This window comes from Streptomyces sp. SolWspMP-5a-2, from assembly GCF_900091845.1.
GTDB lineage: Bacteria > Actinomycetota > Actinomycetes > Streptomycetales > Streptomycetaceae > Streptomyces > Streptomyces doudnae.
Genome location: NZ_FMCI01000061.1, coordinates 14,264 through 29,998, shown reverse-complemented (window position 1 = coordinate 29,998; position 15,735 = coordinate 14,264). Strand labels below are relative to the sequence as shown.

Below are 15,735 nucleotides of genomic sequence, written 5' to 3'. Positions count from 1 at the left end.
GGGGTCCCGCGGCCGGTCGGCGGCCCGGCGCGGGCGGCGGCTACGGCTACTCGCCCGCCGCCGGATCCCCCGGCGCCCCGCCGATGCCCGCCGCTCCGCCCCCCGGCGGACGTCCCGGCGGCTACGGCTACCCGCAGCCGGCCCAGCCCGCGCAGCGCCCGGGACCCTCGGGTCCGGTCGGCGCCTCCGCGCCGGGCTCCCGCACCCGCTACTGGGTGGAGATCAACGGCAACCGCCACCAGATCTCCGGCGCGACGCTCGTGCTCGGCCGCAGCACCGAGGCCGACGTACGGATCGACGACCCCGGCGTCTCCCGCCGGCACTGTGAGATCCGGACCGGAACGCCCTCGACGATCCAGGATCTCGGGTCCACCAACGGCATCGTGGTGGACGGGCAGCACACCACCCGCGCTACGCTCCGCGACGGCTCGCGGATCGTCGTGGGCAGCACCACCATCATTTACCGGCAAGCCGAAGGGTGAAGCGGGGGCAATGTCAGAGCTGACCCTCACGGTCATGCGGCTGGGTTTCCTGGCCGTACTGTGGCTGTTCGTGATCGTGGCCGTGCAGGTCATCCGCAGCGACCTGTTCGGAACGCGAGTCACCCAGCGCGGCGCGCGGCGTGACGCCGGGCGGGCCCAGCAGAGCCAGCGCCAGCAGGCTCCGCCGCAGCAGCGGCAGCAGCCCGCCGCGGGCCGCCAGCGGCGCAACGCGCCCACCAAGCTCGTCGTGTCCGAGGGCACCCTCACCGGCACGACGGTGGCCCTCCAGGGCCAGACGATCAGCCTGGGCCGGGCGCACGACAGCACCATCGTGCTGGACGACGACTACGCCTCCAGCCGCCATGCCAGGATCTACCCGGACCGCGACGGCCAGTGGATCGTCGAGGACCTGGGGTCCACCAACGGCACGTATCTCGACCGGAGCCGGCTGACGACCCCCACGCCGATTCCGCTGGGCGCGCCGATCCGCATCGGCAAGACCGTCATCGAGCTGCGGAAGTAGTACCACGTCATGAATGAGCGCGAGCGGAGCGAGCACGCAGCGGTGGCCGGTACGCAGGGCCCCGGCGCGCTCCCGACCGGAGGGTGGGCACCGTGCGGATGTACCCGGAGCCGACGGGCGAGGTGCGCATGAGTCTCTCACTGCGCTTCGCCGCCGGATCGCACAAAGGCATGATCCGGGAGGGCAACGAGGACTCCGGATACGCCGGACCCCGCCTGCTCGCCATCGCCGACGGCATGGGCGGCGCCGCCGCCGGTGAGGTCGCCTCCTCCGAGGCCATCTCCACCATCGTCGCCCTCGACGACGACGTGCCCGGCTCCGACGTCCTCACCTCCCTCGGCGCCGCCGTGCAGCGCGCCAACGACCAGCTGCGCTCGATGGTCGAGGACGACCCCCAGCTCGAGGGCATGGGCACCACGCTCACCGCCCTGCTCTGGACCGGCCAGCGGCTCGGGCTCGTGCACGTCGGCGACTCGCGCGCCTACCTGCTGCGCGACGGCGTGCTGACCCAGATCACCCAGGACCACACCTGGGTGCAGCGCCTCGTCGACGAGGGCCGCATCACCGAGGAAGAGGCCACCACCCACCCGCAGCGCTCCCTGCTCATGCGGGCGCTGGGCAGCGGCGACCACGTCGAACCCGACCTGTCGATCCGCGAGGTCCGGGCCGGGGACCGCTACCTGATCTGCTCCGACGGCCTCTCCGGCGTGGTGTCCCACCAGACCCTGGAGGACACCCTCGCCAGCTACCAGGGCCCGCAGGAGACGGTGCAGGAGCTGATCCAGCTCGCGCTGCGCGGCGGCGGCCCCGACAACATCACGGTGATCATCGCCGACGTCCTCGACCTGGACACCGGGGACACCCTCGCGGGGCAGCTCTCCGACACCCCGGTGGTGGTCGGCGCGGTCGCCGAGAACCAGCACCAGCAGGCCGACGGCACCATCATGCAGACCCCGGCCGGACGCGCCTCCGGGCTCGGCCGCCATGTCCCGGGCCAGGGCGGCGAGTTCGGCCCGCCGGGATCGGGCGACGACGGCTATGCGCCGGCCGGTTCCTTCGGCGACTACGACGAGCAGGACTTCGTCAAGCCCCGCAAGGGCAGGCGCTGGCTGAAGAGATCGTTCTACACGGTGCTGGCGCTGGCCGTGATCGGCGGCGGGCTGTACGGCGGCTACCGCTGGACGCAGACCCAGTACTACGTCGGCACCAACGGCGAGCACCTCGCGCTGTACCAGGGCATCAGCCAGGACCTGGCCTGGGTCTCGCTCTCGAAGGTCGAGAAGGACCACCCCGAGATCGAACTCAAGTACCTGCCGCCGTACCAGCAGAAGCAGGTGAAGGCCACCATCGCCGAAGGCGGCCTGAAGGACGCCCAGTCGAAGATCGACGAGCTCTCGGTGCAGGCGTCCGCCTGCAAGAAGGAGTCCGAGCGCCAGGCGGTCGAGAGCCAGAACAGCGCGAAGACCGGCACGGGAGAGGCGGGCGGGACCACGGGAACCACCCCGGCCTCCCTCACGTCAAAGGCATCGCCAAGCCCCTCGACCTCCCCGACCCCGTCCCAGTCCGCGACCGCCCCGACCCCGAGCCCCGGCCCCAGCCTCTCGGAGGAGGAGCAGAAGGTCGTCTCGCTGTGCGGTAAGCAGTAGGCAAGCCGTGAGAGGCCCCGTCACACGATGAGCAGTACTACCAACTCGCCGACGCACCACACGTCCACGATCGGCGCCATCGGCGCCCCGAGCAGACGCAACACCGAGCTGGCGATGCTCGTCTTCGCCGTCGTGATCCCGGTGTTCGCCTACGCCAACGTGGGCCTGGCCATCAACGACTCGGTGCCGCCCGGCCTGCTCAGCTACGGCTGCGGGCTCGGTCTGCTGGCCGCGATCGGTCATCTCGTGGTGCGGAAGTTCGCGCCCTACGCGGACCCGCTGCTGCTGCCCCTCGCCACGCTCCTCAACGGGCTCGGGCTCGTCGTCATCTGGCGGCTCGACCAGTCGAAGCTGCTCCAGTCGCTGCCCAACTACGTGGAGGCCGCGCCCCGGCAGCTGCTGTACACCGCGCTCGGCATCGCCATGTTCTCGGCGGTGCTGATCTTCCTGAAGGACCACCGCGTCCTGCAGCGGTACACGTACATCTCGATGTTCGCCGCCCTGGTGCTGCTGCTGCTCCCGCTGGTGCCGGGGCTCGGCGCGAACATCTACGGCGCCAAGATCTGGATCCGCGTCCCGGGCCTCGGCTCACTCCAGCCCGGTGAGTTCGCAAAGATCATCCTGGCCGTCTTCTTCGCCGGCTACCTGATGGTGAAGCGCGACGCGCTCGCGCTCGCCAGCCGCCGGGTGATGGGGCTCTACCTGCCGCGCGGCCGCGACCTGGGCCCGATCATCGTGGTCTGGGGCATCTCGATCCTCATCCTGGTCTTCGAGACCGACCTCGGCACCTCGCTCCTGTTCTTCGGCATGTTCGTCATCATGCTGTACGTCGCCACCGAGCGGACCAGCTGGATCGTCTTCGGTCTGCTGATGTCCGCGGCCGGCGCCGTCGGCGTGGCCAGCTTCGAGCCGCACGTCCAGCAGCGCGTCCAGGCCTGGCTCGACCCGCTGGGCGAGTACAAGCTGAGCCAGCAGGGCGTCTTCGGCCACTCCGAGCAGTCCATGCAGGCGCTGTGGGCGTTCGGCTCCGGCGGCACCCTAGGCTCCGGCCTCGGCCAGGGCCACTCGGACCTGATCCGGTTCGCCGCCAACTCCGACTTCATCCTCGCCACCTTCGGCGAGGAGCTGGGCCTCGCCGGTCTGATGGCGATCCTGCTGCTCTACGGGCTGATCGTGGAGCGCGGCGTGCGCACCGCGCTGGCCGCCCGCGACCCGTTCGGCAAGCTGCTCGCCATCGGTCTCTCCGGTGCCTTCGCGCTCCAGGTCTTCGTGGTGGCCGGCGGTGTCATGGGGCTCATCCCGCTGACCGGTATGACGATGCCGTTCCTCGCGTACGGAGGGTCGTCCGTGTTGGCCAACTGGGCGCTGATCGGGATCCTCATCCGCATCAGCGACACCGCGCGCCGGCCCGCGCCCACCCCCGCCGGTAACCCTGACGCCGAGATGACCCAGGTGGTCCGCCCGTGAACAAGCCCCTGCGCCGGATCGCCATCTTCTGCGGCCTGCTGGTCCTCACCCTGCTGCTGCGGGACAACTGGCTCCAGTACGTCAAGGCGGACAGCCTCAAGGACGACACGCTGAACCGCCGGGTCACCATCGCCCGCTACTCCACCCCGCGCGGCGACATCATCGTCGACGGCGACCCGATCACCGGCTCGACGAAGACGAGCAAGGGCGGGCTGAACGACCTGCTGTACAAGCGCACCTACGCCGACGGCCCGATGTGGGCGCCGGTCACCGGGTACGCGTCGCAGGCGTTCGGCGCCACGCAGCTGGAGTCGATCGAGGACGGCATACTCACCGGCAACGACGACCGCCTCTTCTTCCGCAACACCCTGGACATGGTCACGGGCAAGCCGAAGCAGGGCGGCAACGTCGTCACCACCCTCAACTCCGCCGCGCAGAAGGCCGCGTACAACGGTCTGAAGGCGCGCGGCAAGGGCGCGGTCGCCGCGATCGACCCGGCCACCGGCAAGATCCTGGCGCTGGCCTCCTACCCGTCGTACGACCCGGCGTCCTTCGCCGGGAACTCGACGACCACCGACTCGAAGAACTGGACCAAGCTCCAGAAGAAGAACGACGCGAACGACCCGATGCTCAACCGCGCGCTGCGCGAGACGTACCCGCCGGGCTCGACCTTCAAGGTCGTCACGGCCGCCGCGGCGCTGGAGAACGGGCTGTACTCCTCGGCCGAGGAGAAGACCGACACCCCGCTGCCGTGGATCATGCCGGGCACCACGACCCCGCTCCCGAACGAGGGCAACATCCCGTGCAAGAACGCGACCATGCGGGTCGCGCTCCAGTACTCCTGCAACACGGTGTTCGGCAAGATCGGCGCCGACCTCGGCAAGGACAAGATGCTCGCCGAGGCGAAGAAGTTCGGCTTCGACCAGGAGCAGTTCACGCCGGTCCGCTCGAACGCGTCGGTGTTCTCGGAGGACATGAACGTCTCGCAGACCGCGCTCTCCTCGATCGGCCAGTTCAACACCGCCGCGACGCCGCTGCAGATGGCCATGGTCGCCTCGGCGGTCGCCAACAACGGCACGCTGATGAAGCCGTACATGGTGGACAAGCTCCAGTCGTCCAACCTCGACACCATCGAGCAGACCGACCCGGAGAAGATGAGCCAGCCGCTCACCGCGAAGAACGCGCAGATACTCCAGTCGATGATGGAGACGGTCGTCAAGGACGGCACCGGTAAGAACGCGCAGATCAGCGGGGCGACCGTGGGCGGCAAGACCGGTACCGCCCAGCACGGCGTCGCCAACAGCAAGAACCCGTACGCCTGGTTCATCTCGTACGCCAAGCTCGCCGACGGCAGCTCGCCGGTCGCGGTGGCCGTGGTGGTCGAGGACGACCAGGCCAGCCGGCAGGACATCTCCGGTGGTGGCCTCGCGGCGCCCATCGCGAAGTCCGTGATGGAGGCGGTCATCAACTCCAAGAAGTGATGCCGCTCACGTCCCCTTCACATCGGTGCACGTTGCGATACCGGTCCTGTATCGGGTGACGGGCTTGGCCAGGTCACACAGAACGAGCCGGGTACGGTAGGCCCGGACGGCAGCCTCCGAACCGCACACCCGTGCGGTTCGGGACCGACGGAGAGGGCTGGTAGGAAGCTATGGAAGAGCCGCGTCGCCTCGGCGGCCGGTACGAACTGGGCCACGTGCTCGGGCGTGGTGGCATGGCGGAGGTCTACCTCGCCCATGACACCCGCCTCGGCCGCACCGTGGCGGTGAAGACGCTGCGCGCGGACCTCGCGCGCGACCCGTCCTTCCAGGCCCGGTTCCGCCGGGAGGCCCAGTCGGCCGCCTCGCTCAACCATCCCGCGATCGTCGCGGTCTACGACACGGGCGAGGACTACATCGACGGGGTCTCGATCCCGTACATCGTGATGGAGTACGTCGACGGGTCCACCCTCCGCGAACTGCTGCACAGCGGCCGCAAGCTGCTGCCGGAGCGGGCCATGGAGATGACCATCGGCATCCTCCAGGGCCTGGAGTACGCCCACCGCAGCGGCATCGTGCACCGCGACATCAAGCCGGCGAACGTGATGCTCACGCGCAACGGCCAGGTCAAGGTGATGGACTTCGGCATCGCCCGCGCCATGGGCGACTCCGGCATGACGATGACGCAGACCTCGGCGGTCATCGGCACCGCCCAGTACCTCTCGCCCGAGCAGGCCAAGGGCGAGCAGGTGGACGCCCGTTCCGACCTGTACTCGACGGGCTGTCTGCTCTACGAACTCCTCACGGTCCGCCCGCCGTTCGTGGGCGACTCCCCCGTGGCCGTGGCCTACCAGCACGTCCGCGAGGAGGCGCAGGCGCCGTCCGTCTTCGACACCGAGATCACGCCCGAGATGGACGCGATCGTGCTGAAGGCACTGGTCAAGGACCCGGACTACCGGTACCAGTCGGCCGACGAGATGCGCCAGGACATCGAGGCCTGCCTCGACGGCCAGCCGGTCGCGGCCACCGCCGCCATGGGCTCCGTCGGGTACGGCGGGTACGGCGACGACCAGGCGACCACCGCGATGCGCTCGGACGGCGGCGCCACGACGATGATGCCGCCGACAAACCCGGACGACGGCGGCTACGGCTACGACGACCGCCCCGGCCGCCGCCGCCAGCAGCAGAAGAAGGCGAACACCTCGACGATCCTGCTGGTCGTGGCCGGTGTCCTGGTGCTGATCGGCGCGATCCTGATCGGCAAGTGGGCGTTCAGCGGCAAGGACGCGTCGAACGACCCGGTGTCGGTGCCGAACCTGGTGAGCCTGTCGCAGGAGGACGCGACGAAACAGCTGACCAACAGCGATCTGGTCCTCGGCACGGTCAGCAAGAAGCCCTGTGAGGACCAGCCCAAGGGCTCGGTCTGCTCCTCGGACCCGGCCAAGGGCACCGAGGTGAAGAAGGGCGAGAGCGTCGATCTCGTCGTCTCGACGGGCGCTCCGAAGGTCGCGGTGCCCAGCGTCCTCGGCAAGAGCCTGAACGAGGCCAAGGACATCCTGGAGGGCGACGACTACAAGTTCGTGGTCGAGACGAAGACCCAGGAGTCGACCGAGGACCCGAACAAGGTGCTCGACCAGAACCCGGGGCTCGGCAAGGAAGTCCAGAAGGGCTCCACGATCACCCTGACCATCGCCAAGGCGGTCGCCAAGTCCACGGTGCCGGACGTCAGCAACCAGAGCTGCGACGCGGCGAAGGGGCAGATGACGGCCAACAACCTGACCGGCAACTGCACCGAGGTGGAGACCGACGACCAGTCCAAGGTCGGCAAGGTCCTCGGGACCGACCCGGCTGCGGGCACCCAGGTCGACAAGAACTCGACCGTGACCATCAAGATCGGCAAGGCCAAGCAGAACGAGCAGGTCCAGGTGCCCGGCATCCAGGGCCAGAACCTCGGCACGGTCAAGCAGGCCCTGCAGAACGCGGGTCTCCAGGTCGGCAACATCCAGGGCTCGAACGACGACGACGCGATCGTGGTGTCGTCGGACCCGGGCCAGGGCAACACCGTCGACAAGGGCACCGCGGTCAACCTGATCGCCGTCAAGAACGGCGGCAACAACGGCGGGAACAACGGGGGCACCAACTTCTTCGGTGGCCTCACCGGGGGCCGCGGGGAGGACTGATTCCGAGCCCCTGTCCACGACGACGGAGCCCCGGCACCCTGAGAGGGTGCCGGGGCTCCGTCGTCCGTCCGCGGGGTCCGCTCAGCGCAGCTCCCGCGGCACCGTCCGCTTGCTGTCCACCGGGTCGACCCGGACCAGTTCGCCCCACACCACGTACCGGTAGCGGCTGGTGAAGACCGGGGTGCAGGTCGTCAGGGTGATGTAGTGCCCGGCCTTCTTGCGGCCGGACTCCGCGGGGACCGGGGTGAGGACCTGGACGTTGTACTTCGAGGTCTCCGGGAGGATCGAGTAGACCTTGTAGACGTACCACTTGTCCTTGGTCTCGAAGACGATCGGGTCGCCGTCGCGGAGCTTGTCGATGTTGTGGAACTTCGCGCCGTGGCCGTCGCGGTGGGCGGCGAGGGTGAAGTTGCCGGTCTTGCCGGAGGTCGGCAGGGTCGCCTTCACCGGGTCGGTGTAGTAGCCCGCGACGCCGTTGTTGAGGACGCCCTCCGAGGTGCCCTTCTCGACCAGCACCTCGCCGTTGCGCATCGCCGGGACGTGCAGGAAGCCGATGCCCTTCTTGGTGTCCAGGGCGCCGGGTCCGCCGGGCGCGGTCTCCTGGTGGCTCCAGGTGTCGCGCACCTTGTCCGCCTCGCGGTCCGCCTTCCGGTCGGCGAGGACGTTCGTCCACCACAGGGAGTAGACGACGAACAGACCGAGCACCAGGCCCGCGGTGATGAGAAGTTCGCCCAGCAGGCTGACCGCCAGGGCTACCGGCCCCGGCCTGCGCCCCGGGGGCGGCGCGGGCGCGCCGGTCCGCTGGTCCTCGTGCTGTGTGCCGTCGGTGGTCGCTGCCACGTTCCCTTGCCCCTACTCGACGAGCGCATCCGGCTTCCCCTTGCTGCGCGGCCGTTCCTCGACCATCTTGCCCCAGACGATCAAGCGGTACTTGCTGGTGAACTCCGGCGTGCAGGTCGTCAGGGTGATGTAGCGGCCGGCCGTCGTGAACCCGGACCCCGCGGGGATCGGGTCGATCACGCTGGTGTTGCTGGGCGGAGTCACCGGCAGCATGGACGTCATCTTGTAGACGAAGTACTCGCTCTGGGTCTCGACGACGACGTCGTCGCCCGCGGTCAACCGGTTGATGTACCGGAAGGGTTCGCCGTGCGTGTTGCGGTGCCCGGCGAGCGAGAAGTTGCCGGACTTGGCCTCGGGCATGGCCGTCTTCAGCTTGCCCTCGCCGTAGTGCCCGACCATGCCCCGGTCCAGGACCTTCTTGTTGCTGACGCCCTCGGCGATCGGCACGACGACGTCCAGCTTCGGGATGTGCAGGATCGCGAAGCCCTGCCCCGGCTCGAACTCGCCCGGCGCGCGCTTCCCGCTCGCCCAGTCGTCCTGGAGGCTGCTGGTCTCCTTGTCGGCCTGGGCGTGCGCCCGGACGTTGGTCCACCACAGCTGGTAGGAGACGAACAGCAGCATCACCACGCCGGTGGTGATGAACGCCTCGCCGATCGCGCGGCTGATCACCACGGCGGGACCGGCCTTCCGCGCGCGGGCGCGTCTGCGGGCCTCGACGCGTGACAGCGGCGCCGTGGCGGACCCGGTGCCGCCCTCCGGCTCCGCGGTGGACGCGGGTGGGCCCCCGTGACGCCCGTGACGGCGCTTGGCGGCCTTCCTGCGGGCCGCGCGACCGCCCGGGGCGGTTCCGTCGGGGGACGGGGCCGCGGAGGCGGCAGAGGCGGATATGGCGCCCAGCGGGTCGTCGGGCGGCGGATCCGGTATCCGCAGCGCCACCGTCTCCTCGTCGATCGGCGGGAGGAACATCGTCCCCGGCCCGTCGGCGTGGTCCGGGCCGCCGCGGGCGTGCTCCTCGAACGCATCGGACGCCCCGTACGGCTGCTGCCCGTACGAGGCGCCTGACTCGCGCTCGGGGCGCAGCGCGGTCACGCCGTGGCCCTGCCCACCACCGGGGCGAGCCCCGCCGACCTCGCGACCGCGCCGCTGTCACCGCACTCCGTGAGCCAGTTGGCCAGCATCAGGTGGCCGTGCTCGGTGAGCACCGACTCGGGGTGGAACTGGACGCCCTCGACGGGCAGTTCGCGGTGGCGCAGGCCCATGACGATGCCGTCCGGGGTGCGCGCGGTGACCTCCAGCTCCGCCGGGACGGTGGCGGGTTCGGCGGCCAGCGAGTGGTACCGGGTGGCGATGAAGGGGCTCGGGAGCCCGGCGAAGACGCCCTTGCCCGTGTGCTCGACCGGTGAGGTCTTGCCGTGCAGCAGCTCGGGCGCGCGGTCCACCACTCCGCCGTAGGCGACCTGCATCGACTGCATGCCCAGGCAGACGCCGAAGACCGGGACGCCGGTGGCGGCGCAGTGGCGCACCATCTCGACGCAGACCCCGGCCTGCTCGGGGGTGCCGGGGCCGGGCGACAGGAGCACGCCGTCGAAGCCGTCCTGGGCGTGCGCCGTCGACACCTCGTCGTTGCGCAGCACCTCGCACTCGGCGCCGAGCTGGTACAGGTACTGGACCAGGTTGAAGACGAAGCTGTCGTAGTTGTCGACGACGAGAATCCGCGCGCTCACTGGTTGTCCACCGTCACATCGTTGAAGGGAAGCAGCGGTTCGGCCCACGGGAACACGTACTGGAAGAGGACGTAGACCACGGCCAGGGCCAGGATCAGTGAGATCAGGGCCTTCAGCCACGCGTTCCCCGGCAGATGCCGCCAGATCCAGCCGTACATGCCGTCCCTTCCGTTCCGCCACGGCACCGGATTCACGCCGTACCGCACCAGACTAACGGCGCAGGGCCGCTGGTTTCCCGGCCTCCACGGGCTGGGTGGAGTCGAGATGCGCCCAGACGATCAGGCGGTGGCTGTGGCCCCATTCCGGATCGCACGTGGTCAGCGTGAGATAACGGCCCGCTCCCGTGTACCCCGACTTACGTGGCACAGGGTCGATCACCTCAACGTCGGTGGGCACGGTTTTGTAGGGGCCTTTGTCGATCCGATACGTGAACCAGGTCGTGCCGTCGGTCAGCACCACCGCGTCGCCGTGTCTGAGCTGCGGGAAGTCCTTGAACGGGTCGCCGTAGGTGCGCCGGTGCCCGGCGACCGCGAAGTTGCCCCGGCCGCCCAGGCGCGCGGTGCCCGGGTAGTGGCCGAGGCCCTTCTTGAGGGTGTCCGCGGCGGTGCCCTGGAGCACGGGTTTGTTCCACGTGAAACCAAGGCGCGGTACGTACATGATCGCGAAGGGGCGTCCCGCGGTGTACGGCGCGGGCGGCGCCGGATCGGCGGGAGCCTGCGGGACGGCGGTGCGGCCCGGGTCCGCCGTGGTGTCCGGGTCGGGCGTCGCGCCCGGGTCGGCCCCGGGGGCGGACCCGCGCGCCCAGGTGTGGTGCAGGTCGTCGATCTGGTCGTGCATCGCGCCGTCGGCCCGCACACCGGTCCAGAACAGCAGGTAGACGACGAAGAGGACGATGAGCGTGCCGGCGGTGACGCACAGTTCGCTGACGGTCCTGACGACAACGCGCACCGGCAGCTCCTGAACGGATCAGTTACCCCACGGGCTCGGCGTAGTGCAGATCCACTGTGCCCGAGTAGCCGGGCAGAGTCACCGTTCCGTCCTGGGTGACTTTCCAGCCCAGGCCGTAGACGTTCACGTAGACCATGTAGTTCTGGATCGCCTTGGACGCCGACATGGCCCGGTTCAGCTGGTCGGGGTCACCGATGGCGGTGATCTTGTAGGGCGGCGAGTAGACGCGGCCCTGGAGGATCAGGGTGTTGCCGACGCAGCGCACGGCGCTGGTGGAGATCAGCCGCTGGTCCATGACCTTGACGCCCTGGGCGCCGCCCTCCCAGAGGGCGTTCACCACGGCCTGGAGGTCCTGCTGGTGGATGACCAGGTAGTCGGGCTGCGGCTCGGGGTAGCCGGGCAGCCGCGCGGTGGCGTTCGGCGGGGCGTCGTTCAGGGTGACGGTGATGGCCCGGCCGGTCAGCTCCTGGGTGCCCGCGCTCTTCTCCAGGCCCGAGAGCTTCTTGTCCTCGGCCTCGCTGCGGCCGTCGTCGCGCTCGGCGAGGGACTCGATGTCGTGGCGCAGGGTCGCGTTGGACTCGTCCAGCGTCCCGTTCTTGTGGCTGCGCTCCTGGATCAGGTCGGAGAGCTTCAGCAGGGACGTGTCCGTGCGGATGTTCGTGCCCTTGGCGGTGTCGAAGCTGGTGAAGAAGATCAGCCCGGCGAGCGCGAAGACCCCGGCGGTCAGCACCCGCACCGGTCGGAAACGACGATCGCCGGAAGGGCTGGATTCCGTCCCGGGGGAGTCGGCAGAATTGCTCAACGTACCCTTATCTCCTTCGGCGCCGCGGAAGCACTACGCTAACGGACGCCCGGGGGAGCACTAAGAGTCCCCTTGTACGCTGCCCCCGAGCCCGATCCAGTTACCTGCGCGGCCACGCAGCGCATCGACAGGAGAGACCCTCGTGCCGAAGTCACGTATCCGCAAGAAGGCCGACTACACGCCGCCGCCGGCGAAGCAGGCGACCGCCATCAAGCTGAACAGCCGGGCCTGGGTCGCGCCGGTCATGCTGGCCATGTTCCTCATCGGCCTGGCCTGGATCGTCGTGTTCTACGTGACCGACGGTTCGCTGCCCATCGACAAGCTGGACAACTGGAACATCGTCGTCGGTTTCGGCTTCATCGCCGCCGGGTTCGGCGTCTCCACGCAGTGGAAGTAGCGGCCGTCCCGCGGTGCGCGGACGGCGGCCGCCGCGGCGGTCGCCGAGCCCGGCCACCAGCTCTGGCCAGGACTGTCCACTGAGTTATCCACAGCCCTTTTCCACATGGGGAAAAGAAAGACGATCTGTGGATAACCTCCGTGAGGTTGACGCCGGTGTGACAGACCTACCAGCAGCCGAAAACTCGTTCGCCCCCTGCCTGACCTGCACGAACACAGGTCGGAACCAGGGGGCGAAGGTGTGTCCGCACCGTGTGCACAAGATCGGGCACACGCTGTGGACAACGGTTCGGTATCAGGTGAGCTGTGCGGTCCTGAGCAGCGTCACGACGACGATGACCACCAGGAACACCGCGCAGGTCCCGTACTGCACCAGAGACCGCCGTCGGCGCGGTGCGTGCACCATGGCGAACCCGGTGACGACACCGGCGACGAGCCCGCCGATGTGGGCCTCCCAGGCGATGCCCGACCAGCCGAAGGTGAAGATCAGGTTGATCACCAGCAGGGCGATCACCGGGCGCAGGTCGTAGTTGAGGCGGCGCATCAGGATGGCGGTGGCGCCGAAGAGACCGAAGATCGCGCCGGAGGCGCCGAGCGACGGCTGGTTCGGCGCGGCGAGCAGATAGCTGAGCGCGCTGCCCGCGAGACCGGAGACGAAGTAGAGCGCGAGGTAGCGGGCCCGGCCGAGAGCCGCTTCGAGCGGACCGCCGATCCACCACAGGCTGAGCATGTTGAACAGGATGTGGATGATGCTGCCGTGCAGGAACATCGCGGTCAGCAGCCGGTACCACTGGCCCTCGGCGACCCCTTCGACGGAGCCGAGCAGCGGCACGTACGCCTGCCCGATCAGGTCGAGCCGGTCGGTGAACCGGTCCCCGACGGCCTGCTGCACCAGGAACAGGGCCAGGTTGAGGCCGATCAGCACCTTGGTGACGAGCCGGGGGTCGGCCACCACGGTGCCACCGGCCAGGGTGCGCGGCCGGGAGGCGGCCGGGGCGTGCCCGGTGCCGGAGTCGCCGCGCGCGCACTGCGGGCACTGGAAACCGACCGAGGCGTCGACCATGCACTCCGGGCAGATCGGCCGGTCGCAGCGGGTGCAGCGAATGCCCGTCTCCCGGTCCGGATGGCGGTAGCAGCCCGGCAGTCTCTGAGCGTCCGGCGTGCTGCCTGCCGCTTGCTCCATGACATCCCCTAGATCGTCGTACGCGAAATACACCGCCCCGCCCCTCTCTACGGACGGGCGGGGCGTTTGGTTCCCCGGGGCCCATGCCCCGCGGGCTCAGCTCTGGCGCTTCTCGACGACGACGGTCTCGATGACCACGTCGGTGAGCGGGCGCTCGGTGTGCGGAGCGGTCGGCAGGGCGGCGATGGCGTCCACGACCTTCTGGCTGGCCGGGTCGACGACCTCGCCGAAGATGGTGTGCTTGCGGTTCAGCCAGGCCGTCGGGGAGACGGTGACGAAGAACTGCGAGCCGTTGGTGCCGGGGCCCGCGTTGGCCATGGCCAGCAGATACGGCTTGGTGAAGGCCAGGTCGGGGTGGAACTCGTCCTTGAACTGGTAGCCGGGGCCGCCGGTGCCGTTGCCCAGCGGGTCGCCGCCCTGGATCATGAACCCGCTGATCACCCGGTGGAAGACCGTGCCGTCGTAGAGCCTGTCCTTGGACTTCGCGCCCGTCTCCGGGTTGGTCCACTCCCGCTCGCCCGTCGCCAGCTCGACGAAGTTTCTGACGGTGAGAGGCGCGTGGTTCGGCAGCAGCCGGATCTCGATGTCGCCGTGGCTCGTTCTGAGGGTGGCATAAAGCTGCTCGGCCACGATCCGCCTTCCATCCGTTGTCCTGCGTGACCCGTCGATCCTCGCACGGCCCGGCACGCCCGACGCACCTCGCCGGGTTTCACCCCGGGATCCGGGGAAGTCGGTTGCTGGAGACCGGTCGAGTGCTCCCGGGGTCGGGGGCACCCGGCGATGATCCGTGGCATTGCCGACGACAGGGGAGCCGATGACCCCTTTGGACGCACATGACACGGATGCCCGCCCTCTGCATGCTCCCGGCGTCGTCGACAGGCATGATCCGTAAAAGGGTGGAAAGTCGAAATAACGTACGCCACCGAGGAGGAGGATCCCGTGACCCGCATCGACAGCGTGCGCGCCGCGACCGGTTCGGCGAAGGACAGCGTGCTGCACGCCGCGGAAGCGGTGGCGCCTTACGCCGATACGGCCAAGGACAAGGCCGCGTTCTACGCGCACGAAGCCCGCGTGCGCATCGCGCCGAAGGTGTCGCAGGCCGCAGACCAGGCCCGTGTCCAGTACGGCGCCTATGTGGCACCGCAGCTCAAGCAGGCCCGGACGCATGTGCCACCGAAGGTCGACCAGGCCGCCCATGACGCGGCCGTCCGCACCCGGCACGCGGCCAAGGTGGCCGCCGAGTACTCGCGTCCGCGACTGGAACAGGCCGCGGCCGTCGCCGGGCCCGTCGCGGACGAGGCCGCCGTCCGCACCACCGCCGCCGTCGCCGCCCTGCGCGGCGGGGTGACGGCCAAGGAGATCCGCAAGCTGGTCCGCAAGCACGAGCGGCGGGCCAAGGCGGGCCGCGCGGCCAAGGTGGTGCTGATCGCCGGCGCCGTCGCGGGCGGTGCCTTCGCCGTCTGGAAGTGGTGGGACAAGCAGGCCAACCCGGACTGGCTGGTCGAGCCGCCCGCCCCGACGGAGATCCACGAGCCGACGCATCTGACGTCGGTCGACGGCAGCCCGAAGGCGGCCCTCGACCCCGAGGTCGAGGCCAAGCAGGCGGAGGACGAGGCGAAGGACGGCGACGACCGCCGCTGACGTTCCACCGGCCGCGCGGCTGAGCGGCTGAGCGCCCGTACGGAGGGGCGGGAGACATCGGGTCTCCCGCCCCTCCGCCATGTTTCACGTGAAACATGACCGCCGGGACTTCCGCACGAACGGCGCGGCATTCGCCCGCACCTGGCCCAGCGCGGCGTCCGACCGGGCGAACTCCCGAGGACGCACCGGCGCCGCCACCGCGCCCGCCCCGGGACTCGATCCGATGATCGGTCGATGCGACGAGATCACCGCGCCCGGGTTCCCCGCCCCTTCCCCGCATCGCCGTCGCCCTCACGGCGGCCCTCCTGATCGCGCTCGCTCCCCCACCCGCGCACGCGGCCGATCTCTCCCCGCGCTCCGACGCCGCCGCGCTGCTGCGGCATCACGAGGAGGCGCGGGCTCGGGTCGAGCGGCTGCGCGCGGAG

Annotated in this window: 16 protein-coding genes; 8 read left to right on the top strand and 8 right to left on the bottom strand. The window is 69.7% G+C overall.

Going from position 1 to position 15,735, the window contains the following annotated elements:
* The 6 genes from GA0115242_RS06120 to pknB form a co-directional block, all read left to right on the top strand.
* A partial coding sequence (locus GA0115242_RS06120; RefSeq protein WP_141721514.1) for an FHA domain-containing protein occupies positions 1 to 482 on the top strand: 482 nt, incomplete at its 5' end.
* 10 nt (positions 483 to 492) lie between these two features.
* Positions 493 to 1,005: an FHA domain-containing protein FhaB/FipA gene (locus tag GA0115242_RS06115; RefSeq protein ID WP_093825308.1), complete on the top strand. Its 513-nt coding sequence runs from the start codon at positions 493 to 495 to the stop codon at positions 1,003 to 1,005.
* A 98-nt stretch (positions 1,006 to 1,103) separates the two neighbouring features.
* Positions 1,104 to 2,651, top strand: a complete 1,548-nt coding sequence (locus GA0115242_RS06110; protein ID WP_176729757.1) for a Stp1/IreP family PP2C-type Ser/Thr phosphatase — start codon at positions 1,104 to 1,106, stop codon at positions 2,649 to 2,651.
* A 27-nt stretch (positions 2,652 to 2,678) separates the two neighbouring features.
* Positions 2,679 to 4,118 (top strand): FtsW/RodA/SpoVE family cell cycle protein, encoded by a 1,440-nt coding sequence (locus GA0115242_RS06105; RefSeq protein ID WP_093825304.1) that lies wholly within the window; start codon positions 2,679 to 2,681, stop codon positions 4,116 to 4,118.
* Positions 4,115 to 5,599, top strand: coding sequence for a peptidoglycan D,D-transpeptidase FtsI family protein (locus GA0115242_RS06100; protein WP_093825302.1), 1,485 nt, complete (start codon positions 4,115 to 4,117; stop codon positions 5,597 to 5,599). The genes GA0115242_RS06105 and GA0115242_RS06100 overlap by 4 nt, the downstream gene beginning before the upstream one ends.
* 170 nt (positions 5,600 to 5,769) lie before the next feature.
* Positions 5,770 to 7,776: a Stk1 family PASTA domain-containing Ser/Thr kinase gene (gene pknB / locus GA0115242_RS06095; RefSeq protein WP_093825300.1), complete on the top strand. Its 2,007-nt coding sequence runs from the start codon at positions 5,770 to 5,772 to the stop codon at positions 7,774 to 7,776.
* Positions 7,777 to 7,857: 81 nt separating this feature from the next.
* Here the strand turns inward: pknB and GA0115242_RS06090 are convergent, their stop codons facing one another.
* Genes GA0115242_RS06090 through GA0115242_RS06065 form a run of 6 tightly spaced genes read right to left on the bottom strand, consistent with a single transcriptional unit; the run spans position 7,858 to position 12,090 of the window.
* A complete protein-coding gene (locus tag GA0115242_RS06090) occupies positions 7,858 to 8,616 on the bottom strand; it encodes a class E sortase (RefSeq protein WP_093825298.1) in 759 nt (252 codons plus the stop codon).
* A 12-nt stretch (positions 8,617 to 8,628) separates the two neighbouring features.
* Entirely contained in the window at positions 8,629 to 9,705 is a 1,077-nt protein-coding gene (locus GA0115242_RS06085; RefSeq protein WP_093825296.1) for a class E sortase, read from the bottom strand.
* Positions 9,702 to 10,340: an aminodeoxychorismate/anthranilate synthase component II gene (locus tag GA0115242_RS06080; RefSeq protein WP_093825294.1), complete on the bottom strand. Its 639-nt coding sequence runs from the start codon at positions 10,338 to 10,340 to the stop codon at positions 9,702 to 9,704. The genes GA0115242_RS06085 and GA0115242_RS06080 overlap by 4 nt, the downstream gene beginning before the upstream one ends.
* Complete coding sequence (locus tag GA0115242_RS06075; protein ID WP_176729756.1) at positions 10,337 to 10,498, bottom strand: hypothetical protein; 162 nt, start codon at positions 10,496 to 10,498, stop codon at positions 10,337 to 10,339. The genes GA0115242_RS06080 and GA0115242_RS06075 overlap by 4 nt, the downstream gene beginning before the upstream one ends.
* 52 nt (positions 10,499 to 10,550) lie before the next feature.
* Positions 10,551 to 11,288, bottom strand: coding sequence for a class E sortase (locus GA0115242_RS06070; RefSeq protein WP_093825290.1), 738 nt, complete (start codon positions 11,286 to 11,288; stop codon positions 10,551 to 10,553).
* Positions 11,289 to 11,310: 22 nt separating this feature from the next.
* Positions 11,311 to 12,090: a DUF881 domain-containing protein gene (locus tag GA0115242_RS06065; protein ID WP_093825288.1), complete on the bottom strand. Its 780-nt coding sequence runs from the start codon at positions 12,088 to 12,090 to the stop codon at positions 11,311 to 11,313.
* Positions 12,091 to 12,232: 142 nt separating this feature from the next.
* Here GA0115242_RS06065 and crgA point away from each other — a divergent pair, with 142 nt between their 5' ends.
* On the top strand, positions 12,233 to 12,487 hold the full coding sequence (gene crgA / locus GA0115242_RS06060; protein WP_054242100.1) for a cell division protein CrgA: 255 nt from the start codon (positions 12,233 to 12,235) through the stop codon (positions 12,485 to 12,487).
* A 294-nt stretch (positions 12,488 to 12,781) separates the two neighbouring features.
* Here the strand turns inward: crgA and GA0115242_RS06055 are convergent, their stop codons facing one another.
* Positions 12,782 to 13,669 (bottom strand): rhomboid family intramembrane serine protease, encoded by an 888-nt coding sequence (locus tag GA0115242_RS06055; protein WP_093825286.1) that lies wholly within the window; start codon positions 13,667 to 13,669, stop codon positions 12,782 to 12,784.
* A 96-nt stretch (positions 13,670 to 13,765) separates the two neighbouring features.
* Entirely contained in the window at positions 13,766 to 14,299 is a 534-nt protein-coding gene (locus tag GA0115242_RS06050) for a peptidylprolyl isomerase (protein ID WP_093825284.1), read from the bottom strand.
* Positions 14,300 to 14,608: 309 nt separating this feature from the next.
* Here GA0115242_RS06050 and GA0115242_RS06045 point away from each other — a divergent pair, with 309 nt between their 5' ends.
* On the top strand, positions 14,609 to 15,310 hold the full coding sequence (locus tag GA0115242_RS06045; protein WP_093825282.1) for a DUF5324 family protein: 702 nt from the start codon (positions 14,609 to 14,611) through the stop codon (positions 15,308 to 15,310).
* Positions 15,311 to 15,735: the final 425 nt, after the last annotated feature.